Source organism: Deltaproteobacteria bacterium (genome assembly GCA_016210045.1).
Classification (GTDB): Bacteria; UBA10199; UBA10199.
The window spans coordinates 1-25064 of the sequence record JACQUX010000021.1; the positions used below are offsets into that span (position 1 = coordinate 1).

General features: G+C 59.6%; 23 protein-coding genes. 6 read left to right on the forward strand and 17 right to left on the reverse strand.

The window, feature by feature from the left end:
- Nucleotides 1-111: 111 nt before the first annotated feature.
- Nucleotides 112-948: a TIGR02147 family protein gene (locus HY696_06385; protein ID MBI4238030.1), complete on the forward strand. Its 837-nt coding sequence runs from the start codon at nucleotides 112-114 to the stop codon at nucleotides 946-948.
- A gap of 6 nt (nucleotides 949-954) precedes the next feature.
- Entirely contained in the window at nucleotides 955-1698 is a 744-nt protein-coding gene (locus tag HY696_06390) for a hypothetical protein (protein ID MBI4238031.1), read from the forward strand.
- A 15-nt stretch (nucleotides 1699-1713) separates the two neighbouring features.
- Here the strand turns inward: HY696_06390 and HY696_06395 are convergent, their stop codons facing one another.
- The 10 genes from HY696_06395 to HY696_06440 all read right to left on the reverse strand — a co-directional run bounded on the left by HY696_06395 (nucleotide 1714) and on the right by HY696_06440 (nucleotide 10715).
- Nucleotides 1714-2124: a nucleotidyltransferase substrate binding protein gene (locus HY696_06395; protein MBI4238032.1), complete on the reverse strand. Its 411-nt coding sequence runs from the start codon at nucleotides 2122-2124 to the stop codon at nucleotides 1714-1716.
- Complete coding sequence (locus HY696_06400; protein MBI4238033.1) at nucleotides 2111-2422, reverse strand: nucleotidyltransferase domain-containing protein; 312 nt, start codon at nucleotides 2420-2422, stop codon at nucleotides 2111-2113. The genes HY696_06395 and HY696_06400 overlap by 14 nt, the downstream gene beginning before the upstream one ends.
- An 87-nt stretch (nucleotides 2423-2509) precedes the next feature.
- A complete protein-coding gene (locus HY696_06405; GenBank protein ID MBI4238034.1) occupies nucleotides 2510-3241 on the reverse strand; it encodes a hypothetical protein in 732 nt (243 codons plus the stop codon).
- Between the two features lie 42 nt (nucleotides 3242-3283).
- Nucleotides 3284-3940 carry an isoprenoid biosynthesis glyoxalase ElbB gene (gene elbB / locus HY696_06410; protein MBI4238035.1) on the reverse strand — a complete coding sequence of 219 codons (657 nt, stop codon included), beginning with the start codon at nucleotides 3938-3940 and terminating at the stop codon, nucleotides 3284-3286.
- 18 nt (nucleotides 3941-3958) lie between these two features.
- Nucleotides 3959-4729, reverse strand: coding sequence for a hypothetical protein (locus tag HY696_06415; GenBank protein MBI4238036.1), 771 nt, complete (start codon nucleotides 4727-4729; stop codon nucleotides 3959-3961).
- Nucleotides 4730-4810: 81 nt separating this feature from the next.
- On the reverse strand, nucleotides 4811-6268 hold the full coding sequence (locus tag HY696_06420) for an NADH-quinone oxidoreductase subunit N (GenBank protein MBI4238037.1): 1458 nt from the start codon (nucleotides 6266-6268) through the stop codon (nucleotides 4811-4813).
- A 1-nt stretch (nucleotide 6269) separates the two neighbouring features.
- Complete coding sequence (locus HY696_06425; GenBank protein ID MBI4238038.1) at nucleotides 6270-7838, reverse strand: NADH-quinone oxidoreductase subunit M; 1569 nt, start codon at nucleotides 7836-7838, stop codon at nucleotides 6270-6272.
- 82 nt (nucleotides 7839-7920) lie between these two features.
- Nucleotides 7921-9891 (reverse strand): NADH-quinone oxidoreductase subunit L, encoded by a 1971-nt coding sequence (gene nuoL, locus HY696_06430; GenBank protein ID MBI4238039.1) that lies wholly within the window; start codon nucleotides 9889-9891, stop codon nucleotides 7921-7923.
- A 21-nt stretch (nucleotides 9892-9912) separates the two neighbouring features.
- The gene (gene nuoK / locus HY696_06435; protein ID MBI4238040.1) at nucleotides 9913-10221 is read right to left on the reverse strand and encodes an NADH-quinone oxidoreductase subunit NuoK; all 309 of its coding nucleotides are present in this window, start codon (nucleotides 10219-10221) and stop codon (nucleotides 9913-9915) included.
- Nucleotides 10218-10715: an NADH-quinone oxidoreductase subunit J gene (locus HY696_06440; GenBank protein MBI4238041.1), complete on the reverse strand. Its 498-nt coding sequence runs from the start codon at nucleotides 10713-10715 to the stop codon at nucleotides 10218-10220. Before HY696_06440 ends, nuoK begins: the two co-directional genes overlap by 4 nt.
- Nucleotides 10716-11090: 375 nt before the next feature.
- On the opposite strand from HY696_06440, the gene HY696_06445 reads away from it, so the two are divergent.
- From HY696_06445 to HY696_06455, 3 genes are read left to right on the forward strand one after another with little or no spacing between them, the layout of a single operon-like run.
- Nucleotides 11091-11411 (forward strand): hypothetical protein, encoded by a 321-nt coding sequence (locus HY696_06445; protein MBI4238042.1) that lies wholly within the window; start codon nucleotides 11091-11093, stop codon nucleotides 11409-11411.
- Nucleotides 11404-12075: a nucleotidyl transferase AbiEii/AbiGii toxin family protein gene (locus tag HY696_06450; GenBank protein MBI4238043.1), complete on the forward strand. Its 672-nt coding sequence runs from the start codon at nucleotides 11404-11406 to the stop codon at nucleotides 12073-12075. Before HY696_06445 ends, HY696_06450 begins: the two co-directional genes overlap by 8 nt.
- Before the next feature lie 2 nt (nucleotides 12076-12077).
- A complete protein-coding gene (locus HY696_06455; GenBank protein MBI4238044.1) occupies nucleotides 12078-12530 on the forward strand; it encodes a hypothetical protein in 453 nt (150 codons plus the stop codon).
- Nucleotides 12531-12536: 6 nt separating this feature from the next.
- Here HY696_06455 and HY696_06460 read toward each other — a convergent pair whose 3' ends face one another.
- Entirely contained in the window at nucleotides 12537-13448 is a 912-nt protein-coding gene (locus HY696_06460; GenBank protein MBI4238045.1) for a hypothetical protein, read from the reverse strand.
- Nucleotides 13449-13620: 172 nt separating this feature from the next.
- Here HY696_06460 and HY696_06465 point away from each other — a divergent pair, with 172 nt between their 5' ends.
- Entirely contained in the window at nucleotides 13621-14880 is a 1260-nt protein-coding gene (locus HY696_06465; protein MBI4238046.1) for a hypothetical protein, read from the forward strand.
- Nucleotides 14881-15455: 575 nt separating this feature from the next.
- On the opposite strand, the gene sucB is transcribed toward HY696_06465, so the two are convergent.
- The 6 genes from sucB to HY696_06495 all read right to left on the reverse strand — a co-directional run bounded on the left by sucB (nucleotide 15456) and on the right by HY696_06495 (nucleotide 25000).
- Nucleotides 15456-16526 (reverse strand): dihydrolipoyllysine-residue succinyltransferase, encoded by a 1071-nt coding sequence (gene sucB, locus HY696_06470; protein MBI4238047.1) that lies wholly within the window; start codon nucleotides 16524-16526, stop codon nucleotides 15456-15458.
- Nucleotides 16527-16666: 140 nt separating this feature from the next.
- On the reverse strand, nucleotides 16667-19462 hold the full coding sequence (locus HY696_06475; GenBank protein MBI4238048.1) for a 2-oxoglutarate dehydrogenase E1 component: 2796 nt from the start codon (nucleotides 19460-19462) through the stop codon (nucleotides 16667-16669).
- Between the two features lie 613 nt (nucleotides 19463-20075).
- Nucleotides 20076-21896, reverse strand: a complete 1821-nt coding sequence (rpoD, locus tag HY696_06480) for an RNA polymerase sigma factor RpoD (GenBank protein ID MBI4238049.1) — start codon at nucleotides 21894-21896, stop codon at nucleotides 20076-20078.
- 78 nt (nucleotides 21897-21974) lie between these two features.
- Complete coding sequence (locus tag HY696_06485) at nucleotides 21975-23795, reverse strand: DNA primase (protein MBI4238050.1); 1821 nt, start codon at nucleotides 23793-23795, stop codon at nucleotides 21975-21977.
- A gap of 526 nt (nucleotides 23796-24321) precedes the next feature.
- Complete coding sequence (locus HY696_06490; GenBank protein ID MBI4238051.1) at nucleotides 24322-24777, reverse strand: GatB/YqeY domain-containing protein; 456 nt, start codon at nucleotides 24775-24777, stop codon at nucleotides 24322-24324.
- A gap of 28 nt (nucleotides 24778-24805) precedes the next feature.
- Nucleotides 24806-25000, reverse strand: coding sequence for a 30S ribosomal protein S21 (locus HY696_06495; protein MBI4238052.1), 195 nt, complete (start codon nucleotides 24998-25000; stop codon nucleotides 24806-24808).
- Nucleotides 25001-25064: the final 64 nt, after the last annotated feature.

Genomic DNA, 25064 nt, shown 5'->3' on the forward strand with positions numbered 1-25064 from the left:
AATATATATGATGCGTTTTGTAACCAATATACACGTTTTTATACGAGCCATGGACAAATACAACTTGAACTTGTGCACATAATATTGGATCATGTGCACATTGGGGCTGTCATGACGATCGACATTTTTCACTTCCTGGATTATCGTCACTACCTGCGCGAGCGGGTCAGCGAACTCAAATCGGAGGCTTCATTTAATGTCCGCATGTTTGCGGAGCGCGCCGGAATCAGCGCGCCCGGCTATTTAAAGATGGTCACCGACGGCAAGCGCAACTTGACGCCCAAGACCGCGAAGAAGTTCGCCCACGCGCTCGAACTCGAATCGCCTCGATCCGACTACTTTCGGACACTCGTCCTGTACAACCAAACCACCGATCCGGACCGGAAGCGCGCCGCGTTTGATCGGCTGATGGAACTGCGTCCCCGTTCCCAACATTTCACCGAAGAGAAGCGGATCAAACGCTATTTCAGTCAGCCCCACTATGTCTGCATTCGGGAGATGGTCGCGTTAAAGCGCTTCCGCGAGGATTATCGCTGGATCGCACGGCAATGCGTCCCCAGCATCAGTCCCACCGAGGCGCGCGAGGCCGTGGCAACCTTAGTGGAACTCGGGTTGCTGGCCCGCACGCCAGAAGGACGCTTGGTGCAGGCTGAGGGATTCGTCCGTACCGCAGACCAAGACACGCAGGCGATCGAGGCATACCATTTCCACGAGGCGATGCTGGTGAAAGCGCGACAAGCCCTGACGCTGCTGCCGCAAGAGGAACGGAATTATTACGCCTTGACGGTTCCACTCCCGAAGTCGATGTTCGCCGAAGTCGTGAAGGAATTTTACGCGCTCCGCGATCGCATCATGGAGCGAATCACCCACGCGCCGGAATACGACGACGTGTATCACGTCAATTTTCAAATCTTCCGAGCCACGAAAGACGATGGAGCAAAGGGATAACGCATTATGAAACATGCGCAACAAGACAGCTGTCTCATGCGCACCACGCTGCACCAGTGCATCATCGGCTGTACGTTGAGTCTGCTGCTCGCGGCCTGCGGTGACGTTGGGTCCGGTGTCGCGAACCCGCCGACGGCCGATCCGACAAAACTGGCCGCCGCAGCGGTCGGAAGTTTATTTAATCAAGAGGGCGAGACAAACATCGCCGTCGTGGGAAAGAGCGACTCATTGGCCGCCTTCTGTCCCAACGATCCCGGCTGCACGTGCACCGGCATCCAGACCGGCCAGGCCGAACCGAACGATGTCTCCGTGGCCGCATTCAACGATCCTGGGACGTACGGCGCGGACAACGCTGGCATCACAGTGCTGACCGATCACTTTTGCACTCAACCGGACGGCACCGCGAATAGTGGCCTCGGGCCGGACGGACTCGGCCGGCTCGCCGGATTCGTGCTGACCGGCGACGTAAACACCAGCTGCGCGCTGGGCAGCACCAGCACCCCGGTCGTGATGAAAACCGGTTCCCACGGCATTTGGCGCAACACCGACACCAACGCCGAAGGCGTGGCCTATCAGCCACAGATCTTCGGCACGTTCACGTTTTCCGTCAATGGCACCGAAGTTATCTACGACTGCACGATCTACCTCGGCAACGACGAACGCATCGTTTTCGCCAGCTGCTCCGACGAATCCGGCTCCGCAGTCAGCTTGGAGAGCGACGCCAGCTGCCAAGTGTTGGGTGGGGAGTAGCAGAGAAACGCTTTCTTATGGTGCGGCAGTTTTCAGACGATCACGCAATTGCTCCGCCACGTGGCGCATCGCTCGATAGTATTGCAGTTGAATTTTTTGAAAGATCCGACGGGTCGTGGCGTAGTCGTACACATGCGTACAAATATTGCGATCCTCCAGCATGGCCAAATAGGCCGTTTCCTCCGCCAAGAGTCCCTCGCGAAACGCGGCCTTCAAGGTGTCACGCGGGTTATTAGTCGGTTGTCCAAGATACGCCAAGTAGCGTTTGAGCGTTTTCCAGAGGAGTTCAAACGTAAATTCAAACCGCTGAATCACGCCATCCTGTTTGAGCTCGTCCGCATCAGCGGCCGATTGCAGCGCAGTCTCCAGCCGCTGCAACGCTTGCTCGAGTTGGCATAGTGCCAAATGGACTTCACGCGTGCTCATACACCACTTTCCCGGTGGTTTCGACGAGCGCGCGGAATGGCGCATCGACCTCGTCGAGAAAAATGAGATTCGTGGAATACAATCCGGCTACGACGTCGAGCAGCTCCCGAATGCGCGATTTTTCTCGGTCCTGGAGCACGGCACCTTCCACTGCCAAGTCAAAGTCGGAAGTCGGCTGCGCCGTCCCCTTGGCGCGCGACCCAAACAAATAGATCCGCCGCGGCATGCACTCGCGCACTAAGAGCGCCACCCCATCACGCAAGATCTCCGCCTCCCGGCCCGGCGACGTCGCGACCATACGCCGTGGCTAACGCAAGTTCCGCACGGGTGTCAAAAGATATCGGGATGAGATCTGAACAGCAGCCGTCAAATCCGGACGCTCGATCTACACCGGCCGGATGGCCCAATAGAGATGTTGGGGATTGTCGTTCAAATCGATCAGCGTCGGCACTAAATATTCATCCAACGGCGCTGCGGACACCCAGTACATATCAGTCGGCGGCTCCCAGCGCATGCGTTGCGGAGGCGCTTCCGTCGCCAGCAACAGATGCCCACCGGGGAGTATTTGATCAAACACCTCAGGACGCGCCGGATATTCGATCAAACCGGGCCATGGCATACTCCAACAGGCGACATGGGTCGGCTCGTAGTCTCCGACGTTACGCTGTTCCACAGTTTGCCCGGCAATTTCAGCTCGAACTGCGGGTCTGCGAAAAAACATTTCGGCAATCACTCGAGACGCCTCATTCGGCTCATATCCGACCAAATGTGAAAATCCCGCCCGCGCGGCGGCCAGCACGGTGTACGATTGCAAGGTCCCACCACAGTGCTCGGCAAAATGTGGCACTGCCCCACCGAGTTGCAACCGCAGGAGCGCGAAGAGTGCCTCCATTTTCGGAAAGCGATGACGCGCATCGAGAGAGCCCCAGATTGCATGATACGAAGGCCCGGATTCCAGTCGCGGCAAATGACGCAGTTGTTCCCGCCAATATGCGCACTGTTCCCGAACACCGGGCGGCTCGACCTGATGTCCCGCCAGGAAAGCGCTGGCCGTCCGTGGAATCGGTCCGGCAGCGCGTGGAGCCGGCACTGGGCGTGACACTGTCGCTGTTCTCATATGGCACTATATCGGCAGGTCTGAAAAAAAGTTGCGCACGGCTCACGCCCAGCGGACGATTGCAGTCACGAGGCGGCTGATCCCAGCATCGGCCTCGGCAATGGTCGTGGCGAGCATATAGGCCGGCGTCGTCACCACACGATGCGTGTCGTCGACGCAGATTTGATCGACCGGCGTCGCGACGTGGACCGCGCCCATCGCTTCGAGTTGTTGGGCCGTTTTCGGATCGGTCCCAATGGTAAGACGGGGATGCTCCGCCCCCAGCACTTTCGCAATCACGGCCGGCGCAATGCAGATCGCGCCGATCGGTTTGCGGGCGGCGTGGAATGCGCGCACCACGCGTTCCACTTCCGGGTGCACGGTGCACTGCACACCCGCCGTGCCGAAGCTGCACAGGTTCAGCGCCGCGCCGAAACCTCCGGGGAAGATCACTGCGTCGGCCTCATGCACGGTCAGCAGCGCAAGATCGGCAATCTCGCCACGCGCAATCCGCGCCGCTTCGACGAGGGCATTGCGCGAAACGGTTTCGGCCTCACCGCTGAGGTGATTCATGACGCGCGTCTGCGCCACGTTCGGGGCATAGCAGCGCGCTACCGCCCCAACTTGCGCCAGATGCAGCAACGTTAAGACCGACTCATGGATTTCCGCGCCGTCTTGCACGCCACACCCGGACAAAATTACTGCAACGCGTTTGCTCATATGCACTCCTATGTCCCGTCAAAACTTCAAATCATCCAAATCCGGCAACCAGTCGTCGCCGGGGGGCAAGTCGGCGGGGGGCGGGATCGGGGGGGCTCGCGGGCGGGACGGCGGTGTCGGCGCGCCGTGGCGCGGCGCGGTCGGCGCGGGGGCATTAAAGCCGTATTGGCCGAGCGACAAGTCGGGACTATTGCCTTGCACCACATCGATCCGCTTGCCGGTTTGTGCCTCCCACTTTTTCAGCGCCTTCTCGAGCAACGGCTGATTGACGCTCCAGACCGAAATCCCTTGCGACTTGATCTGCTGTGAACTGAAGAGATTGAAACCGATGCTGAAGGTCTGGAATCCGGATTCGTCCGCGCCGCCCCAACAAATGAAACTGGCGGGCTCTTGAATACGGACGCGCACTTGATTGTCCGGGTCCCAATCGGCGCGGATGAATCCGACGATGCTCAAATTGAGCTTCAAAACCCAAAGCGACTCCTTCAGGTTTTTCATGATCAGCATGAGCTCATCGAGAAACGTCATTTGGTCCAAATTTTCACGTTTGACCTGCTTCGTAGCGTTGTAGGTCATCAATTCGAGCTGGTCGGGCATCACGACGCCGAAAAACGCGCGCAAGAAATTGAACGCCTGTTCAAAAAACCAGACGTTCGTCTCTTCCGCGGCCATCCGCGTGAAATCTACATTTGAGGAAAATCCCCACGAACCGACGACCTCGCCACGCTGCGAGGTGGACGCCAGAAAGTCGTCGTGGCTGGTGTAGGTGGTGTCGGCGGCTGACGGCATAGACGGCGGCTACTGTACGGCCAATCGGGACGGACGGCAAGCTGGGATCGTAGGGGCAGAGAGGAAAACAACGTCGGCAACTCACCGCACGCTGTTGCCCAGCAGCGCGACGATCCGCGAGGGGAACAGGCCAGCGGCCAAGACTCCGAGGACGGCGACTGCCAGCACGACGCGCGTGCCGAACGCCAAACGGAAGGTGGGGACGACAGTTTCCGCCGGGGCACGGAAATACATCATGACAATGGGTCGCACATAATACGCGACAGAGACGACACTGCTTAAGACGGCCACAATCACCAGTGGGATTTCGTCCGCAGCCACGGCGGTCTGGAAGAGATAGTACTTGCCGAAGAATCCGACCGTCGGCGGCATGCCGGCCAACGAGAGCAGGAAGACGCTGAACAGCGCCGCAACGGCCGGACGACGATATGCCAAACCGGCCACCGTGCTGACTTGCGTCGTTTCCCGATCCGCAGGGCTCATGGTCAACAAGACCGCAAAGGCGCCGAGCGTCATCAGCGTGTAGGCGAACAGATACAACAACAGCGGCGCGACGACACCGGACTCGCCACGACTCGCCAACACGATCGCGATCAACGCGTAGCCGGCATGCGCAATGCTGGAATACGCAAGCATTCGCTTCATGTCGTCTTGGGCCAGCGCGGCCAAGTTGCCGATGACCATCGTCGCGACCGCAAGCCACCAGAGGCACTCCGTGACACTCCCGTCGTTTAGCGCGACGACGGATTGCACAAGCCGCAACAACGCGATGAACGCCCCCGCCTTGACGCCGGTCGCAAAGAACGCAGTGACTGGCAATGGCGCGCCACTGTAGACATCCGGGGTCCAAAACTGGAATGGCACGGCGGCGATTTTAAATGCGAAGCCGACCATTAAACACGCCAGGCCGATCCGGACATAGTTCCACGCCATCGGGGTCAGAGCATCACTCCGCACCGCTTGAATCGCAAAGAGATCGAGCGATCCGGTGCCGGCATACAGCAGCGCCATGCCGAACAGCAGGAAGGACGCGGCGATGGAACCGAGGACGAAATACTTGATCCCGGCTTCCAAAGACGTGGCTTCACGACGATGATATGCGGCCATCACATACGACGCGATCGAGAGTGTTTCGATGCCGACGAAGATCAGCGCGAGGTGATGCGTGGCGACCATGCACCACATCCCGACCGCAGCGAAGAGGATCAACGCGGCGAATTCCGCCAGCGGCAAACGGCGTGCGCGCAGATACGTGGGCGACAAAATTAAGGTCAGGCCTAGCGCCAATAATATCAACGCCCCGCCGACCCACGCGAGGCCGTCGAAATAGAACAATGCTTGCGGCAGCGCGCCGACCGTGCCGCGCCATTGCGGGATCAGCGCGACGATCGCGCCCAAGACACCAACCACGGCCAAATCGAACGCGCGGCGTTGGTTCCAGAGTCCGAGCATCAGCGTCATGAGTCCCGCGACCGCCAAGATAAGCAACGGCGCGGCGTTCGCGGTCAAATGGGTCCAGCTGAGCGTTTGGAGCAACATGTTACGGCGCCTCCGTGAGTGGCGAAACCGCAGGGGCAACCGCAATCGGTTCCACGACCACCGGCGTTCTGCGCTGCACGAGTTGGAGGAAATCGGCCACCGAGGTCTTGGTATGATCGAGGATCACGCGCGGCGCGACCCCGAGCCACACCATCAGCACCAGCATCGGCACGACGACGAGGGCCTCTCGCGCATTGAGGTCTTTGAGTCCTGCGACGGCCACTTGCGTCTCGCCGATCATTTCTCGTGGACTGCCAAAGAAAACGCGCTCGACCATCCAGAGGAGATAGACCGCCGCGAAGATCACGCCGGTGGCGGCCACTATGGTGTACACCGGCTGGGTGCGGAACGAGCCCAACAGCACGAGAAACTCGCCGACGAAATTATTGAGGCCCGGCATCCCGAGCGACGAGAGTGTGGCGATTAAAAACGCGGTGGTGAACAATGGCAATTGCCGCGCGATCCCGCCGTAACTGGCAATCGCACGCGTATGGGTCCGTTCGTACAGCATGCCGAAGAGCAAGAAGAGCGCGCCGGTCGAAATGCCATGATTCAGCATTTGAATGACGGCGCCTTGCACCGCTTCCGGTGTGAGCGCAAACAGGCCGAGCATCACGAAACCTAAGTGGCTCACCGAGGAATACGCGATCAGTCGCTTCACATCCGGTTGGACCATCGAGACGATCGCGCCGCCGACGATTCCGACGACGGCCAAAAAGAGAAACAGCGGTTGCGCCGCCGCGACCGCATCGGGGAAGAGCGGCATCGCGAAGCGATAGAAGCCATAGGTCCCGACCTTCAAGAAGACGCCGGCCAGCAACACGCTCCCGGCGGTCGGGGCTTCGGTATGGGCGTCGGGCAACCAGGTGTGAAACGGGAACAGCGGAACTTTTACTGCAAACGCGAGCGCAAAGGCCGCGAAGAGCCACAGTTGCGCCTGCGCAGACAACGCGACGTCGTAGAGATCCAACAGATTGAACGTCTTGCCGCCGACGACATAGAGATACAGGATCGCAACGAGCATCAGCAGACTGCCGACCAGCGTATAAAGAAGGAACTTCATCGCGGCCATCACGCGCTGCTTGCCACCCCACACGCCGACCAGGAAATACATCGGGATCAGCATGATTTCCCAAAAGACATAGAACAGGAACAAGTCGAGCGCCGCGAAGGCGCCATTCAAGCCCACTTCGACCAACAACAGCAGCAGCATGAATTCTTTGGTCCGGCTGCGGATGTCGCGCCACGCGCAGAGAACACACAACGGCACTAGCAACGCCGTTAACACGATGAGCGACAAGCTGACGCCATCGATCCCGATTCGGTAATAGATGTTCAGTTCCGGCACCCAAGGGAGCGCCATCGCCAGCGCAAACCCCTCTGCGGGGGCGGTCGCGACGTAGCGCGCCGCCAGACAGAGCGAGAGAATGAAGGTGGCGAAACTGACGACAAACGCGATTTCGCGGCTCGCGGCCTCGTGGCGGCGTGGCAGCCACAGCAGCAGCAACACGCCGACCACCGGGAAGAAGATAGTCAGCGAAAGAATATTCGTTTCAACAAATGGGAACATATTTTTTTAGTGACTGGTGGCTGGGAAAAGACCTCACATGGTTCCGACCCCCAGTCACCAGTCACTAGCCACTAGTCACACATTATAAAATCATCCACCACAACATCACGACGGCGCCGAGGATCATCGCGAAAATGTAATGGGGCGTCGCTCCGGTCTCGACGGCGGCGCCCATCCTTCCTAACAATAATGCGACACGCCCGGTGCCATGAACGCCGATCCGGTCGATCAATAATGCGTCTTGGATCTTCCACAGCACTTCGCGGGAGACCCAGACGAGCGGCCGGATCAGATAGCGGTCGTAAATTTCATCGACAAAATAATTATGCACTAATACGTAATACCAACCCTTGAACCGCGCCGCCATGCGCGCCGGGGCCTCGCTGCGGCCGGCATAGATCGCCAATGCGACGATCGCCCAGAGCGAGCCCCATAACATTGTGCCCAATCCGACGAGCATTTCCAGACTCTCGTCGTGCTCCAGATGCGGCTGATGGACAAAGACCGGCGCGAGGAAGTGATGAAAATGGTCCGCGCCGCCAAAGCCCTTCGGCACGCCGATCCATCCGCCGACGAACGACAACACCGCCAAAATGACCAGCGGGACGAGCATCGTGACGCTGTCTTCTTTATGGCAATGGATCTGCTTCCCGGCCTCGCTGCGCGGCCCAAAGAACGCCAACCCCATCATGCGGAACATATAGAACGACGTCAGCCCTGCGGCCAAAATGCCAAGTCCCCAGATATAGGTGTGGCCGGCAATCGCGATCGGCGGATGCAACGCGGACCACAGAATCGCGTCTTTGCTGTAGAACCCGGCAAACGGATAAATGCCGGCGATCGCGCAGGTGGCAACTAAACAGGTCGTGAACGTAATCGGGAGATATTTGCGGAGCCCCCCATATGCGGAAAGACGCTGTTCATGATGCATGGCGTGGATGACGGCCCCCGCACCGAGAAACAGCAGCGCTTTGAAGAAGGCGTGAGTCATCAGGTGAAAAATTCCGGCACTGAACGCCCCGGTGCCGACGCCGATGAACATGAATCCGAGTTGGGACACGGTCGAATAGGCCAACACCTTTTTAATGTCGTCTTGGACTAAGCCCATCGTGGCAGCAAACAAGGCCGTGATGCATCCGGTCCAGGCCACCACCGTTAATGCAAGCGGCGTGAGGGCATACAGAAAATTGAGCCGCGCGATCATGTAGACGCCCGCCGTCACCATCGTGGCCGCGTGGATCAGCGCGGAGACCGGCGTCGGGCCGGCCATCGCGTCGGGGAGCCAGACATAGAGCGGAATTTGCGCCGACTTGCCGCAGGCGCCGACGAAGAGACAGAGGCAAATCGCCGTCGCGGCCGGAATGAGTGGATTGCCTTCTTGCAGCGCCACTTGCTTGATGACTTCGAAATTCAGTAACGCGCTCCCCGGCTCCACGGCGTTGTGGATCGTCACCCAAATCAGCAAGATTCCCAACATGAAGCCAAAGTCGCCGATTCGATTCACCACGAACGCCTTCTTGCCAGCATAGGCCTTGGCCGCGTCAGTGAACCAAAAGCCGATCAATAAGTAAGAGCAGAGTCCGACCCCTTCCCAGCCGACGAACATCACGAGCAAATTATCGCCGAGCACGAGCAAGAGCATGAAGAAGAGGAAGAGATTCAGATACGCGAAATAGCGCGCGTAACCGGGGTCTTTCTCCATATAGCCGATGGAGAAGAGATGAATGAGGGAGCCGACGCCGGTGACAACCAAGACCATCACCATCGAGAGTTGGTCGGTACGCACGCCGATCTGCAACACCCAATCGGAAAACGCGACCCAGGTATATAAAGGTGGGATGGCCGGAGCGAATTCGCCCGCGTCGAAACTCGCGAGCACATAAAAAAACCGCGCGGCGATAAAAAAGGCGAGAAACGGCAGTCCGACGCCGAGGAGCGACACCAGCATTTTCGGCGCCGCACGTTTCGTGGAGGCGCAGACGAGCGCCACCGTCCCGTTGATCGCCGCCCCCAGCAACGGCAGCGCGATCACTAGCCAAATCATTCCGGGCATAGAAAAATAGTACGACACTCCCTACCCCTGTAGTTGCCGCCATTCGGTCACTTCGACCGTGGGGCGATGGCGGAAGGCCGCCACGACGATGCCTAATCCGACCGCCACTTCACATGCCGCGATCACAAACGAAAACAGGACCAAGACCTGACCATCCAACGAGCCGCCGAAACGCGAGCTGGCGACCAGTGCCAAATTGGCCGCCGAGAGCATGATCTCGACCGACATCAACATGACTAATAAATTGCGACGCACCAACACGCCGAGCGCGCCGATACAAAACAGGATCGCGGAAAGTACGAGATAATGGTTCAGACCGATAGCCGTCATCGCAGTTCCCGCTTCCCTAAAACCACGGCGCCGATAATCGCGACGAACAACAGAATCGACGTGACTTCAAACGGAACGACATAGCGCGACAACAAGAGTTGCCCGACCGCCTCGACCGTGCCATCCGCCAGCTCCGTCGATTCCGCAACCGCAGCCGAGCGCGCCATGTAGAGCCCGAACAACAGCAGCGCCAACAGATACACAGCCGCGCTCCCCTGCAACAGCCGCGACCCGGAAATGGCGCGCCACCGCAGTTGTTTCGGTTCGAGGTTCAGCAACATGATCACGAAGACGAAGAAGACCATGATCGCGCCGGCGTAGAGCAAGATCTGCATGATCGCGATGAAGTGGGCGTGCAGCAGCACGAAGAGCAGCGCTACACCAAAAAAACTGGCCACCAGGGCCATCGCCGCGCCAACCGTGTTGGGCTGAAAAATGACCAACAGGGACATCAGCACGGTGAATCCGGCGAACGCGTAGAACAAAATTTCCATACGCGCGGTGTCCCTAACGTAGCCCGATTCGAATTGCAATGATTTGAACAGGGATCAGGTGACGTGATGCAACGGCGTCAGGCGGGGGTACAAGTGGCTCACGAACATTCCGGCCTCGGTCAGGCTATTGTTGTTTGCAGACGGAGTTCCACCACGTCGTCCGGCTCGCCACGCGGCATCTTCTTGACCTTCGGATCGGCGTTGACAGTTTTTCTTATTGAATAATGTATTCGATTCGAATACATTATAACTATGCGAGATAGAAAACAAAAAACTGCAATCATGACAGTCCGCCTATCCACAGCAGAAAGAGCTGCGGTTGCGGCGTACCTGCGACAGAATCCTTTATTCGACAGCTTCTCCGCTCTCGCTCGCGTGGCCACCCTCAGCCTCATCAATCAAGCCGGAACAATCCAACTCAACCCTGTGTCCTTCACTACGACGGCCAAGCGTCCGCATTTTCTTTGGGACTACGACCTGACCGAGACACACGTGCGAGAGATCCTCCATACTCCCGGCCTCTCGGCGCAGAAACGATGGCTCCTAGGCCGACTCCTCACCGCGGCCCGTTTCGAAGAGATTCCGGCGTTCGTACCAATCACAGAGATTGCACGTCATTTCCATGCGCTCCGTCTCTCGGCCAAGGTGCGCACTCGGTGGGCATACGCGCTGCATCATTGGGGGTACGATGCCTAACCGCTCGACTCCGAGCATCCTTACGCCGTTGCAACGGCGTTTTCTTCAGGCAGCCTTTCACAACGACTGGTTCCGCCGACATTTCTATCTGACAGGCGGCACAGCACTCTCGGCTTTTTATCTCCAGCACCGTTATTCCGAGGACCTTGATTTTTTTACCCATTCGGCAGCGCTCGACGGCATTGCCCCCATGGTGGCGACTATTGCCAAGCAGCTTAAAGTCTCAAGCAAAGCGCTACAGACGACTCCTGGGTTTCAACGCTATTTGCTGAGCGGCGACCTCAAACTCGACTTCGTCGTCGAGACAGAGTTCCGGATCGGCACTCCGGAGTTGATTGATGACTTTATGGTGGACTGTCTGAAAAATATTGCCGTCAATAAGGTCTGTACGATCCTCGGCCGACTGGACGTGAAGGACTACGTCGATCTCTTCTTCCTTTTGACTAAACAGCCGTTCGATATCTACGAACTCATGGAGCACGCACAGCAAAAAGATGGAGGCATGGACCGCTTCATTTGGGCATCGCTGATCGCCGACATCAAGACATTGCAGATCATGCCGCGCATGATCGCTCCCCTGACCAAAGAGACCCTCGATCATTATTTCCTGGGGCTTCGAGATCAAATTCTTGATTCCATCAATCCGAAAACCATTAAAAAGTGACAATGATGCATTCTCGGTGTTTCATAGCGGCCCTCTTGTTGTTTATCGCAACCCCCAGCATCGCCGCCGATTTGACGTTCGAAAACGTCGGACGTTCAACAATCGGTTTCGTGCGGAGCAATGGCACAGTGGAAAATGCGAATCGTTCTACCATGGGACATCTGTTGGCGAACGGCGCCGTGGAGAATGCGAGTCGCTCCACGATCGGATTTGTTCAAACGAATGGGATGATCGAAAACGGGAGCCGCTCCACGATCGGCTTCTTCGTGCGGCGTGGCGATGCGATCGTGCTGGAAAACAGCGGCCGCTCCACTTGTGGTCGCGTGCGCTCCAGCGGGATGGTCGAAAGCGCGGGTGGAAGTACAGTGGGATTTATCCACGGCGGCGTGGGCGGTCAGGAACGGGCCATTGTCGGCGCGTTGGTATTTTTCTTTTCGCTGCTCGGATGCCCGTGATCCGGATTACTCTTCCTCTTCTTCTATGGGCCCCTCGCGCGGTGGCAAATAGCGATCGAGCGCACGCGTGAAAGGGAGATCGGCAAACGGGTCTTCAAATGGACCGCGTGCCGGACGGATCGGCGGCGGAACGGTCCATTCGACTATGGCCGGCAGTCGCGGAGACGGTGCCGGTTGGCGCACTCCGAGTTCGGGCGGTATCGCTTGGCGCTTCTTGGCGGCGACCAGAATCCCGCTCCAGGTCTCCGATTCCCGCACCACAACGGCATCGACGAGTTTAGACATCACGGCAAACCCGCGCTTGCTGAGGTCGCGTTGTATCCCGAGTACTGCGTCCCGCGCGTTTTCCGGATCCTGAAAGACACAACGGAGATCGTCGCCCACGGCGAGATACGCAGCCGCCGCTGCCAACAGCTGACCGTATTGTGCGCCATGTAGCCCCAGATCATCGATATCGACCAAGAAGAGGAGACGGCATTGCCCCACTTGGGCCTGGGCATGGGCCAAGAATTCGCGCGGATCTCCCCAGCAATGGAGGGCCATACTTCCGCAGAGCTTCGTCTGCCGCGAGGCATGAGGAGTCGTTTCGGCCCACGGCACGTCGCGGGGCGGTCGCATACAATGCCAGCGCGCCAAACTGAACGCATTGGCGGTCGCGGCATAATTCGCATCAAAAAGATCTTCGAGACCGAGGTAGTGTTCCGGCCCAATCAGACAGACATTGCCGACGCGCCGCGCTCCCAATGGAGGGAAACAGAAGCGGGCCAGGCCGTCCAGCGGTTGTGCAAAACGGGCTTGGGGCAGGTCGGGGACTTCCTCTCGGCCCAAGGGAAAGTCGGGAATCGATCGCATATATAGCTTCTGCCGCGTCGGCAGACGACTCAGCAACGGATGGGCCTGCGGCATACGCGTTTGCATGTACTCATGCTCCGGATTCGAAACCGCACCGTGCTAGTGGTTGGCGCCGGCGCGTCCTACTAGCACGTAATGCAGCGGCGATACATATGCAATCAGGTTTTGCGGTCTGCCAAACATTTCAACTTGCGCCCATTGCTGGGCAGCGGGTAGGTCTGCGTATGGAGGTCTTATCATGATCCGGGCCGCGGCACCGGCAGTGAACCTAGCCCCCGCCTCTCGTCCCCGAGGCGGCAAAGTCGTCCGGCTCATCCCTTACACGTTGCGCCCTTCCGCCGTTTTGCAACGCGGGGATGCTTATGTTGAAATCCATCACCAACGTCCCGGGATCGCGATCGCGAATCCGTGGCCGCAGCTCACGCGCCATGGCCCGATCACGGCATTTGATCTGGCCCGTGCGCTGTGCAGTAAGGCCGCGTGGCGCACGCTGATGCGCGGCGGGCCGATCATGCAGCCCGGTCCCATTTGGGTCTTCCGCCGCGACGACCAAGCCCTCGCGCCATTGGTGCCGCTCCTCAAGGCCCACAGCATCCAACGACTCGCGGATTTCAGCCCCGACCCACGCTTTGTGCATCCGCGCGACATCGTCGATTTTGAACAGTTTGCGCAGGGCATTGCTGCCGGCACCGTTCCGCTCCCGATCATCTTCAAGCCGAACCACAACGCGTATGGCTGGCATATCTTCATCACGACCGGGCGGCACGACCAGGCCGTTGAGATCACGATGGCGCACTGTCCCGACCAACGCGACGGCGACGCGGCCGGCATGCTGCACGAACTGGGCAATCCGGACGAGATCCGCGTTGACTCCGAAAAGAATCTCGTCCACTGGACCGTGCGACGCGACCGCCACGATATTGCCGACACGTTGTACCGACTCTGGGCACGCAACGCCGTTAACTTGGAACACCGCTTGTTCGATGCGGGAATGGCGGAACGGATGATCCGCGACCCCGCGTGGCAGATGATCCGCGCGGACGGCGGCCGCTGTTACGAAACGCGGCACAAATTCGTCGGCTCATTGGCGACCGGACGAGTTTTCCTGCTCAACAGCGCGAATTGCGCCAAGCTCGGCGCGTCGTCGTTCATTGCCAATATTACCGGCCGTCCGGCTTCCGACGATGTCCGCGCGTCTCATATGTACGAACCACTGCTCGCCGGTGGCCATTTGCAGCCGCATGAATTCGCCGCGTTCCGGGATTACGTCGACGGCTTGGTGCTCGCCGCGTTCACGTACCTCGTGCAACGACTCCGCGCCGCCGGGGTCCACGCCGACTTCGGTCCCGGTCGCACTGTCCACGGCTGCTTCGATTTGATGTGGCTCGCGCCAATTCACGGCCGCGGCTTTCCCCGCCCGTTGCTGGTCGAAGGCGCTATCCCTATGCTCAAAGACTTCGGCCGCGCCGCCCTTCAAACCCTCCGTGTCACGGAATGAATGCACCCCGCCCCAAGGGGCGGGGTATCCACCTCCCTCTCCCTTTGGGGAGAGGGTTGGGTGAGGGGGAGACCACCAGGACTCTCACTATCTTGTAATCCTCCCCCTCACCCTAGCCCTCTCCCCAAAGGGAGAGGGGGGAAAAAAGCGCGGCAAGCCGCGAGGAATTTCACCTAGGAAGATTCAACCGGACCGCCTCATAACCTGAAACCACCGGGAGGCGGCTCATAACCGAATCTCGATGAGTTCTTCTTGAATCGGGGGAAATTGCCTCGTTGTGCTGTTGCAGACTACGTTAGGTACCCGTGCATGGCATCATGAATATTGCAGACGGCCTCGTCCCGTGTCAGCAGGCCATGCTGCTCGTCCGCTTCGTTGGGCCATAGGTGGATGCTTCAACAACGGCCGTGGGCGTGCGGTGGGGGCCGTAGGGGCTCTCGCAGCCGTTTTCTCCTTGCGTAATCTAATGACGAAAACGGCGAGGGCGAGCGCGCGGCCGCTCGATGCGGCCGCGATAGCGTACCCTGCGGCCCCCACCGCACGCCCACGGCCCCTCGTCTACAAAAACCAACGCATTATATCCCGCCAAGAAGGGGTTCGGGTTTTTCCAGTTGTTCCTTCACCAATTTCAAGAACCCGACCGATTCGCGGCCGTCGATGATGCGGTGGTCATAGGAAAATGCGACGTACATGATTGGACGAATCGCGACTTGGCCCTGCACGACGACTGGACGGTCGGCGATATTGTGCATGCCGAGGATGCCGCTCTGCGGCGGATTGAGGATCGGCGTGGAGAGCATCGAGCCGAAGACGCCGCCGTTCGTCAGCGTGAAGGTGCCGTTCGTCATATCGTCGAGGGTCAACTTGCCGCTGCGGGCCTTCTCGGCCAATGCCGCGATCGATTGTTCGATTTGCCCCGCGTGCAGCGCCTCCGCATGGCGGATGATCGGGACCATCAAGCCCTTCGGCGCGCTGACGGCGATGCCGATATCCATGTAGTCGTGAAAGACGATTTCATCGCCTTCGATCGCGGCATTGACGGCGGGGAATTCCCGCAATGCGCCGACGACGGCGCGGACGAAGAAAGACATCAGGCCTAACTTCACGCCATACTTCGTTTGAAACGACTCTTTGTGCCGGGCCCGCAGCGCCTGCACCGCGCTCATATCGACTTCATTGAAGGTCGTGAGCATCGCCGTCGTGTTCTTCACCGCCACGAGGCGTTCGGCGAGACTCTTGCGCAACATCGACATGCGCTCGCGACGGACTGGCCGGTCTGCTGCGGAGCTGGGCGCTGGGGGCTGAGAAGGCGTGACTGGTGGCTGGGGACCGGTGACTGGTGGCTGGTGGCTGGTGGCTAGTGTCGGACGTTCGGCGGTCGCTGCAACTGGCTTCGGTGTAGCGCCCTTCCCGGCCGCGTCGATTGTGGCCAGCACGGTTCCGACGGCCACGACATCGCCGACGGGAACCAGGATTTTCAACTGCCCGGCGGCGGACGCTGAGACGGTCAACGTGGCCTTATCGGATTCGATTTCGCACAAGACATCGTCTTTCTGCACGACATCGCCGTCTTGCTTCAACCAAACCGCCACTTGCACTTCACTGATCGACTCTCCTGGACTCGGGGCCTTGATTTCGGTCGGCATATAATAGACTCCTTCCTTATTCTCCCTCTCCCCTTGGGGAGAGGGCAGGCCGCCCGTTATTGGCGGCCGGGGTGAGGGGGAGACCGCACCGATGGACCTCCCCCTCACCCTGTCCCTCTCCCCAACGGGGAGAGGGGATATTATTTTACTCGTCGCGGACGCGCGACCCGCACCGGGGCATCGGCAAACGCCTGCGTCAGAATTTCTTGCTGTTGCGTCTGGTGTTGGCGGTGGAATCCGGTGGCCGGCGTGCTGCTCTCTTTGCGCGCCACGACGCGCAACGCGGACGCGGTCCAGGCCCGCAGGAGAAACGGCCACGCCCCCATATTCGCCGGCTCTTCCTGCACCCACACCCACTCCGCGTGCGGATAGCGCTGCACCAGTTCGGCGCATTGCGCCTTCGGCAACGGATACAATTGTTCCAGCCGACAGATCGCGACGTCGCGCCGCCCTGCCTGTGCGCGCTGCTCCACGAGTTCGTAATAAATTTTTCCGGTGCAGAGAATCACGCGCGTGACGCAGGTCGGGTCGACCGTGGTGTCATCCAAGAGTTCGCGAAACCCGCCGTGCGTGAAATCGCTCAAAGGGCTCACCCAGCGCGGATTGCGCAAGCCGCTCTTCGGCGTACACACCACGAGCGGCTTACGGAACGGACGCGCCAACTGGCGCCGCAACGCATGGAAGAGATTCGCCGGCGTCGTGCAGTTCACCACTTGCATGTTCTGGTTCGCACACAGCGCTAAGAACCGCTCCACACGCGCGGAGGAATGTTCCGGACCTTGGCCTTCGTAGCCGTGCGGGAGCAGCAAGACCATGCCGTTCATGCGTTGCCATTTGGTTTCGGAGCACGACAGGAATTGATCGATGATAATTTGTGCGCCGTTGGCGAAGTCGCCGAACTGCGCCTCCCAAACCACCAGCTGACTCGGGTCGGCGGAGGCATAGCCGAATTCGAAGCCGAGGCCGGCGTATTCAGAGAGCAGCGAATTGAAGATCGCGAAGCGACCTTGGGTCGGCGCCACGTGGCGCAACGGGACGTACTCTTCCACGGAGTCTTCGATCGTGATCACCGCGTGGCGATGCGCGAACGTGCCGCGCTCGACGTCTTGTCCGCTGATCCGCACACCGACGCCTTGCTGCAACAACGATGCGTAGGCGAGCCACTCTGCAATCGCCCAATCGATCGCGTTGCCCTTCTGAAACGTCCGAAAGCGCTCGTCGAAGAGTTTGCGGATCTTTTGAAAACAGCGCACCGTGGGCGGGATCGTCAACATCCGCTCGCCGAGCGGTCGCAGCACCGCTTCCGCGACCCCAGTCTCCGGCGACTGTTCGAAGTCCGCCTCGGTCGCCAAGCGTAATCCCTGCCACGCGCCATGAAATAACGCCGCGGTCGTAATCCGCGGCTGCTGTTTGGCCGCTTCATAGCGGTCATCGAGCAACGCGGCGCAAGTCTCGGCGATCTGATTCGCCTCCGCGACCAACACGCTCCCTTCGGCGTCGAGACGGCGTTTATAAATCTCGAACGGATTCGGATGTTGTTCGATGATTTTATAGAGGATCGGTTGGGTGAAACGCGGTTCGTCCGCCTCGTTGTGGCCGTGGCGGCGATAACAGAGCAGATCGATAAACACGTCGCGGTGAAACTCTTGGCGAAACGCCATCGCCAGCTCCACGGCCAACACCACGGCCTCGACGTCGTCGCCGTTGACATGCAGGATCGGCGAACGCGTGACCTTCCCGATATCAGTGCAATAGATGCTCGAACGTGCGTCGAGGAAACCGGTCGTGAATCCGAGCTGATTATTGATGACCAGATGCACCGTGCCGCCGGTGCGAAACCCGTCGAGCTGCGCCATTTGGACGACTTCGTAGACCACGCCTTGCGCGGCCAACGCGGCGTCGCCGTGGATCAGCACCGGCGTGATCGCGTCCAAGTCGCTTTGCCGTTCTTGTTTCGCGCGCACCATGCCTTCCACGACGGGATCGACCGCTTCGAGATGCGACGGATTCGGCGTCAACGTCAAGTGCATGGAACGCCCGCTCGCCAACGTGCGATCGCTGGAAAATCCGAGGTGATATTTCACATCGCCGTCGAAGATCGCCAACTCGCCTTCGGGCCCTTGACCTTCAAATTCGGCGAAGACCGCTTCGTACGGTTTGCCCAACACGTTGGTCAGGACGTTCAAGCGCCCGCGATGCGACATGCCGATCACGAATTCGCGGCAGCCGTGTTCGGCACCGGTCCGCAACATCGCTTCCAACGCGGGAATGGCGGACTCCGCACCTTCGAGCGAGAAGCGCTTCTGGCCGACGAATTTGGTGTGCAAACACCGTTCGAACAGGACCGCGCGCGCGAGTTGCTCCAGAATGGCCCGCTTCTTTTCCCGACTAAAGTTGGGACGATTGCGCGTGGATTCCATTCGCTGCTGCCACCAGCGAACCATGGTCGGATCGTCGAGATATTTGAACTCCGCGCCGATCGACTCGCAGTACGTTTGGTGGAGCAGGTCGCGAATCTGGCGCAACGGCACCGGGCCTAAGCCGACATCGATCCCGGCGTGATAGACCGTATCAAGGTCAGCGTCGCTGAGTCCAAAATTGTCCAGTTCCAGCGTCGGGAGATACTGACGCCTTTTCCGTACCGGATTCGTCTTCGTGAACAAGTGACCGCGATGGCGATAGGCGTCGATCAGTTGCAGGACGGCGATTTCTTGTTTGGGCGCCGTGATTGGTGACTGGTGGCTAGTGGCTGCGGCACCGTGACTGGTGACTGGTGGCTGGTGGCTGGAACGGAGTGTGGATTGCCCGAATTCAAATCCGGCGAAAAAGGCGCGCCAATTGGGATCGACGGACGCTGGGTCGCGTTGATAGTCGCGATGGAGCGCGTCGAGCAGCTCCGGTGCCAGATTGAAGAGAAACGAAAGATCCGCCGCCATAGAGACGCGGTAGATAAATCCACCACACCCCGCTTGTCGAGCCAAATCACATGCCGCGGATCATGTTGCGGTGACAACCGATCGATTCCCAAAGATGGTTGCTTGTCCCGGGGACCGGGGCAGCGGGGGAGGAGCAACAGGGTACGCGGTCGGTTCGCCATCGAGGCGAACCGCCGCTCACCCTCGCCGTTTTCGTCGTTAGATTTCGCAAGGAGAAAACGGCTGCGAGAGCCCCTGTTGCCCCTCCCCCGCCGCCCCGGCCGATGCTCAATCCATCCCCACCATATCAAGCGCACAATCATCTTTGGATCCGCATGAGAGTGCGTATTACGGATTCTCAAGGGGAGAATCAGGCTGTTCAAAAAGGTCCTAGTGGTCCATTCAGATTGAAACACGTGGTCCTCGGCAGGGGCAAGGGGGAGGGCCGCGGGCGAGTCTGAGAGAGGGAGATCTATGGAGTTGAAGCTCGACCGAGCGAGGTCTCAGTGAGCCGAGCGCCGTAACGCGAGGCGAACGGCCCGCGGCCCTCCCCCTTGCCCCTGCCGAGGACGCGGCTCAGCATTTCAATCTGGGTTGTCAACTAGTGGCTGGGCCTTTTTCAACAGCCTGCAAATCACCAATCGACGAAACTGCGCAGGCGTTTGGCGCGGCTGGGGTGGCGGAGTTTGCGGAGGGCTTTGGCCTCGATTTGGCGGATCCGCTCGCGGGTGACCGCAAAGTCGCGGCCGACCTCTTCCAGCGTGTGGTCGGATCGCTCGCCGATCCCGAAGCGCATCCGCAGCACTTTTTCTTCCCGCGGCGTCAGCGTCGACAACACACGTTGCGTGGAATCGGAGAGACTCAAGTTCACGACTGATTCGATCGGCGACAGGACCGATTTATCTTCGATGAAATCGCCTAAATGGCTGTCTTCTTCTTCGCCGATCGGCGTTTCGAGCGAGATCGGCTCCTTCGCGATCCGCAGGACCTTGCGGACTTTCTCGACCGGCAGTTCCATTTTTTCGGCGATCTCTTCCGGCGTCGGCTCGCGGCCCAAGTCCTGGACCAAATAGCGGGACGTCCGCACCAGTTTATTGATCGTTTCGATCATATGGACCGGAATGCGAATAGTCCGCGCTTGGTCGGCGATCGCGCGCGTGATGGCTTGGCGGATCCACCACGTGGCATAGGTGCTAAATTTGTAGCCTCGGCGATATTCGAATTTTTCCACCGCCTTCATTAAGCCGATATTGCCTTCCTGGATCAGGTCGAGGAACTGCAAGCCGCGATTGGTGTATTTCTTCGCGATGCTGACGACGAGGCGCAGATTCGCTTCGACCAATTCATTTTTCGCATGCTCCGCAAAATTCTTGGCGCGATCGATGGCAATGTAGGTTTGACGCAGACTTTCCACATCTTGGCCGGCCTCGACTTCGAGTTGGCGCAATTGGCGTTCCGTATTTTTGAAATCCTCTTCCAACTGCGCGAACGCGTCTTTGTCGAGTCCGATGTCGCTCAAGATCTTCCGTTGTTGATAGGTGTTGCGATGAAATTTGCGCAACAGTTCTTTCGGATCTTCGTGCTTCGGACAATGCAGCTTATGGGTATATTCCGCGATGCGCCGTTTGAGCCGGCCGGTATCCATGACCAAAGTTTGAAAGCGCTGGATAATCTCGTCAATCGTGCGTTTGCTGAGATTCATTTCCTTCACGCACTCCAACATTTTTTCCTGCAAGTCGCTCAACTTGGACTTCGCGGCCTCGCGCGTCGTGTCAGTCAGTCGATCGCTCTTCAGTTTCGCTTGATACGGCTTCGCCGCCTTCACCAACAACCGCGCCCGGCTCATGTGCTTGAGCACGCGCAGCCGATGTTCACCTTCGTTGAAGTCGCCTTCGGCCGCCACATCTTCCAGATCTTTCACGACCTCGACGACACGGACTTTATTGCGGCTCAGTTGATCGCCCAGCTGTAACACGGCCGAGATGCCCATCGGGGATGAGAGCAGGATGTTGAACATCTCGTTCTCGCCCTGCTCGATCCGCTTCGCGATCTCGACTTCGCCTTCGCGCGTCAGCAACGGGACTTGTCCCATCTTGCGCAAATAGAGCCGCACCGGATCGGCGCTGCCACCGGCCATTACCAAGGTTTCGGCGGCTTCTTCTTCCGGCGTCTCTTCTTCGGCGGCCTTGCCCTCGCCGTTTTGCTTTTGTTGGCGCTTTTTCCCTTCTTCTTCGTTTTCCACGATGTCGATATCGAGGTCGTCGAAGACGGCGAGGACATTGTCGAGTTGGTCAGCGGCAATCACGTCCGCCGGCAACGCGTCGTTGACCTCCTCGTAAGTCAGGAAGCCGCGCGTCTTGCCTTTATCGATCAGTTGCCGCACCTCGTTCGCATTGAGCACGGACGGCGGTACGGTGGGCGTCGCTTCTGCTTTGGTCACTTCCGTTTTGGCCATATGGATTCCCTAGTGGCTGGTGACTGGGGGCTGGTGACTGGGGGCTGGGGGGAGCATGCCGCGTGGGCCGTTCACCAGTCACCAGCCACCAGCCACCCCCTTATGCCTCGCCTGCAATAATGTCTGCTTCTCCAACAGCAATCGTTCCAACACCTCGCCCTGCGCGCCGCGTTCGGCGGCCGCGATCGCCGCGTTCAATTGTTCGCAGGTCTCTTGATGTTGTGTGCGCCGCATCGCCCCCGCCAATTGGCTCGCCAGCTCGTGACTGGGCCCACTATCCTCATATTGGCCCTCCGTCAATGCCAGTTCTGCCACCACACGCCGCACCGCTTCATCCGTTTCCCGCGCCAACACACTCCCCACCCGCAATTCGCCGTCCGCTTCGTAGGCCGTCCACAAATGCGTCGCAATGCGCCGCGCCGTCGGGTGTTGGAAATCTTGGGGACTCAGCTCTCGAACGATCGGGCCCATACCGGCCGGCACTTGGAGCAGGAATTCCAGACAGCGCCGCTCCACGAGCGGCAACGGCCGCGTGGCATCCACGAGCGTCCGCTCACGCGCGTGCACCGGCGACGGCAGCACCGCCGTCCCACTGCGCAGTGCGCGCTGGACCACGGAGCCCTCGATCCCGACCGCGCGCGCGACGCGTTCCATATACACCGCTTCCTGTACCGCATCGCGCAGCCGCGCAAAATACGGCCGCAACGCATCCACCGCGCGCACGCGGCCGATCGTATCTGTGCCGGCCAGCACTACGAGATCGTCGATCAGCCATTCGAACACGGTCGGCGCGGCGTCCAGTCGCGCGACAAACGCCTCGCGCCCCTCGCGCCGCATCACGGTATCCGGGTCGTCGCCGTCGGGGAGCCGCACCATCCGCGGGATCAGACCAACGTCGAGGCACAGCAGCAAACTCCGCTGCGCCGCTTGGCGTCCGGCCGCGTCGCCGTCGTAGGCGAACCAGACGTTTCGCGTGGCCCGCATGATGAGCCGCAAATGATCCGCCGTCAGCGCCGTGCCGAGCGGCGCGATCGTTTCTTCGAGTCCCGCCAGATGCAACGCGAGCACATCGAGATACCCTTCAACCACGATCGCGCGATCGTGTGTCCGCATCGCGGCAAGCGCCATCGGGAGGCCGTAGAGGGTCTTCCCTTTATGGAAGACCGGCGAATCGCTGCCGTTCAGATATTTCGCGCCTTCGTCGGCGGCGCCATCGGGCAGTACGCGCCCGCCGAAACTCACCACCTCCCCCTTCATCCCCCGGATCGGGAAGATGAGGCGACGGCGGAAGAAATCATAGTAGCCGGCACCTTGGTTGCGCCGACGAACCAACCCCGCTTGCATGGCCAACTCCATGGGAACGCGGCGCGATTGTAAAAAGTGTGTCACGCCTTCCCACTCTTCTTCGGCGGCCCCCAGAAAATGTTGCGTCCAAAATGCGGGCTCGGCGAAACCCCGCGAATTCAGGTAGGCTTTGACTGGCGAGCCGATCCGGCCCGCGACCAGCGTTTGTTGAAAGTACTCCAGCGCCAATTGATTCACACGCAGCAACAGCCGCCGGGTGCGGTCTTCCGCTTGGACGGCGGCGGCCGCGACCGGGTCTTCCGCCGTCGGCAACACCACGCCCGCACGCTCCGCCAGCTGCCGCACCGCCTCGGGGAAATTGAGCCCCTCGCGCTTCATGATGAAATGGAGCAGGTCGCCCCCCTCCCCGCAACCGAAGCAGTGAAAGAGCTGCTTCTCATCGTTCACCATGAAGGACGGCGATTTTTCCTGATGGAACGGACAGAGCCCTTTGTGGTTGCGCCCCGCTTTTTTGAGTTGGACATACTCGCCGATCAGCCCGACGATCGAGAGTCGATCTTTGATTTCCTGCAGGATGGCGGGGGGGAAGATCATACAGAGGTGGCTAGTGATTCGTGGCTGGTGATTTTGGCGTCCACAAAAGCGATTGCCGTATCCATTTCCCGGGAGGGGCACAAAGGGGACCTGCGGGCCGTTCGCCTCGCGTTACGGCGCTCGGCTCACTGAGACCTCGCTCGGTCGAGTTTCAACACCATAGCGCTCCCTCGCTCAGACTCGCCCTCTGGTCCCATTGGGGCCCCTCCCGGGACCATGTTGCAATCTGGATATTCGATACAACGTTTTTACCCATTTGATGACCAATTGCGGGGACTGATCGTGCTCTTGCCGGGCGGAGTGGCCCGGGGCCTCCAGGGGCTCTCGCAGCCGTTTTCTCCTTGCGCAATCTAAAGCCGAAAACGGCGAGGGCGAGCGCGCGGCGCCTCGATGGCGCCGCGACAGCGTACCCTGGGGGCCACGGGCCACTCCGCCCGGCCCTTGGAACGGGTACTGACTACTGCAGCCCGGATTGCTCCTCAGGACCCGCACACCGAAATCGATTTTACTCACAGCCCAGGCACGGCTATGCGCCGGATCCCTGCAGCTTTGCCTTCACTAACGCACTAACCACTTTCCCGTCGGCGCGGCCGGCGGCTTGGACGAGGACGGCCTTCATGACACGGCCCAGATCCTTCACACTCGTCGCCGCTTCGGCCTGGATGACGGCGTCGACTAACGCCGCAAGTTCGGTCTCGCTCATCGCCTGGGGCAGCAAACTTTCGAGGATCGCCAGTTCGGTTCGTTCTTTGGCGGCCAAGTCTTGGCGTCCGCCCTGTTCGAACTGAGCAATAGACTCACGTCGTTGTTTGGCCAAGCCAGCGATTAATTTGAGCAACTCGGCGTCGTCACAACGGCGCAACAGTTCGATTTCTTTGTACTGGATGGCCGATTTGATCCCACGGAACGTCTCCAGACGCACCACGTCCTTCGCCCGCATCGCGGCCTTCACTTCTGATTCGATTTGCTCGCGAAGGGACATATTTTACGTGTGTAAGTGCGCACGCGTACTATCTTGGTCCGAAACTCCGCCGCACGACGCGCTTCTTGGCCTGCGCGGCCTTCCGCTTCTTCCGCACACTCGGCTTCTCGTAATGCTCGCGCTTGCGCAATTCCGTCAGGATACCGGCCTTTTCGACCGATTTCTTGAACCGCCGCAACGCCGCTTCGAAACTCTCGCCGTCTTTGACTCGTACATTCGACATAAAGGAAACAATCACCCCGCTTTCACGACTATGAACTTTTTGGCCCTCCCCCCATAGGCAACCG

Coding starts and splice junctions, on each gene's coding strand:
- HY696_06415 (MBI4238036.1), bottom strand. CDS start 4,729: ATGCCGTCAGCCGCCGACACCACCTACACCAGCCACGACGACTTTCTG.
- HY696_06495 (MBI4238052.1), bottom strand. CDS start 25,000: ATGTCGAATGTACGAGTCAAAGACGGCGAGAGTTTCGAAGCGGCGTTG.
- HY696_06485 (MBI4238050.1), bottom strand. CDS start 23,795: ATGATCTTCCCCCCCGCCATCCTGCAGGAAATCAAAGATCGACTCTCG.
- HY696_06460 (MBI4238045.1), bottom strand. CDS start 13,448: ATGCAAACGCGTATGCCGCAGGCCCATCCGTTGCTGAGTCGTCTGCCG.
- HY696_06395 (MBI4238032.1), bottom strand. CDS start 2,124: ATGAGCACGCGTGAAGTCCATTTGGCACTATGCCAACTCGAGCAAGCG.
- HY696_06420 (MBI4238037.1), bottom strand. CDS start 6,268: ATGTTGCTCCAAACGCTCAGCTGGACCCATTTGACCGCGAACGCCGCG.
- HY696_06385 (MBI4238030.1), top strand. CDS start 112: ATGACGATCGACATTTTTCACTTCCTGGATTATCGTCACTACCTGCGC.
- HY696_06440 (MBI4238041.1), bottom strand. CDS start 10,715: ATGGAAATTTTGTTCTACGCGTTCGCCGGATTCACCGTGCTGATGTCC.
- HY696_06465 (MBI4238046.1), top strand. CDS start 13,621: ATGATCCGGGCCGCGGCACCGGCAGTGAACCTAGCCCCCGCCTCTCGT.
- sucB (MBI4238047.1), bottom strand. CDS start 16,526: ATGCCGACCGAAATCAAGGCCCCGAGTCCAGGAGAGTCGATCAGTGAA.
- nuoL (MBI4238039.1), bottom strand. CDS start 9,891: ATGCCCGGAATGATTTGGCTAGTGATCGCGCTGCCGTTGCTGGGGGCG.
- HY696_06455 (MBI4238044.1), top strand. CDS start 12,078: ATGATGCATTCTCGGTGTTTCATAGCGGCCCTCTTGTTGTTTATCGCA.
- HY696_06425 (MBI4238038.1), bottom strand. CDS start 7,838: ATGTTCCCATTTGTTGAAACGAATATTCTTTCGCTGACTATCTTCTTC.
- elbB (MBI4238035.1), bottom strand. CDS start 3,940: ATGAGCAAACGCGTTGCAGTAATTTTGTCCGGGTGTGGCGTGCAAGAC.
- HY696_06405 (MBI4238034.1), bottom strand. CDS start 3,241: ATGAGAACAGCGACAGTGTCACGCCCAGTGCCGGCTCCACGCGCTGCC.
- HY696_06475 (MBI4238048.1), bottom strand. CDS start 19,462: ATGGCGGCGGATCTTTCGTTTCTCTTCAATCTGGCACCGGAGCTGCTC.
- HY696_06450 (MBI4238043.1), top strand. CDS start 11,404: ATGCCTAACCGCTCGACTCCGAGCATCCTTACGCCGTTGCAACGGCGT.
- rpoD (MBI4238049.1), bottom strand. CDS start 21,896: ATGGCCAAAACGGAAGTGACCAAAGCAGAAGCGACGCCCACCGTACCG.
- HY696_06490 (MBI4238051.1), bottom strand. CDS start 24,777: ATGTCCCTTCGCGAGCAAATCGAATCAGAAGTGAAGGCCGCGATGCGG.
- nuoK (MBI4238040.1), bottom strand. CDS start 10,221: ATGACGGCTATCGGTCTGAACCATTATCTCGTACTTTCCGCGATCCTG.
- HY696_06400 (MBI4238033.1), bottom strand. CDS start 2,422: ATGGTCGCGACGTCGCCGGGCCGGGAGGCGGAGATCTTGCGTGATGGG.
- HY696_06390 (MBI4238031.1), top strand. CDS start 955: ATGAAACATGCGCAACAAGACAGCTGTCTCATGCGCACCACGCTGCAC.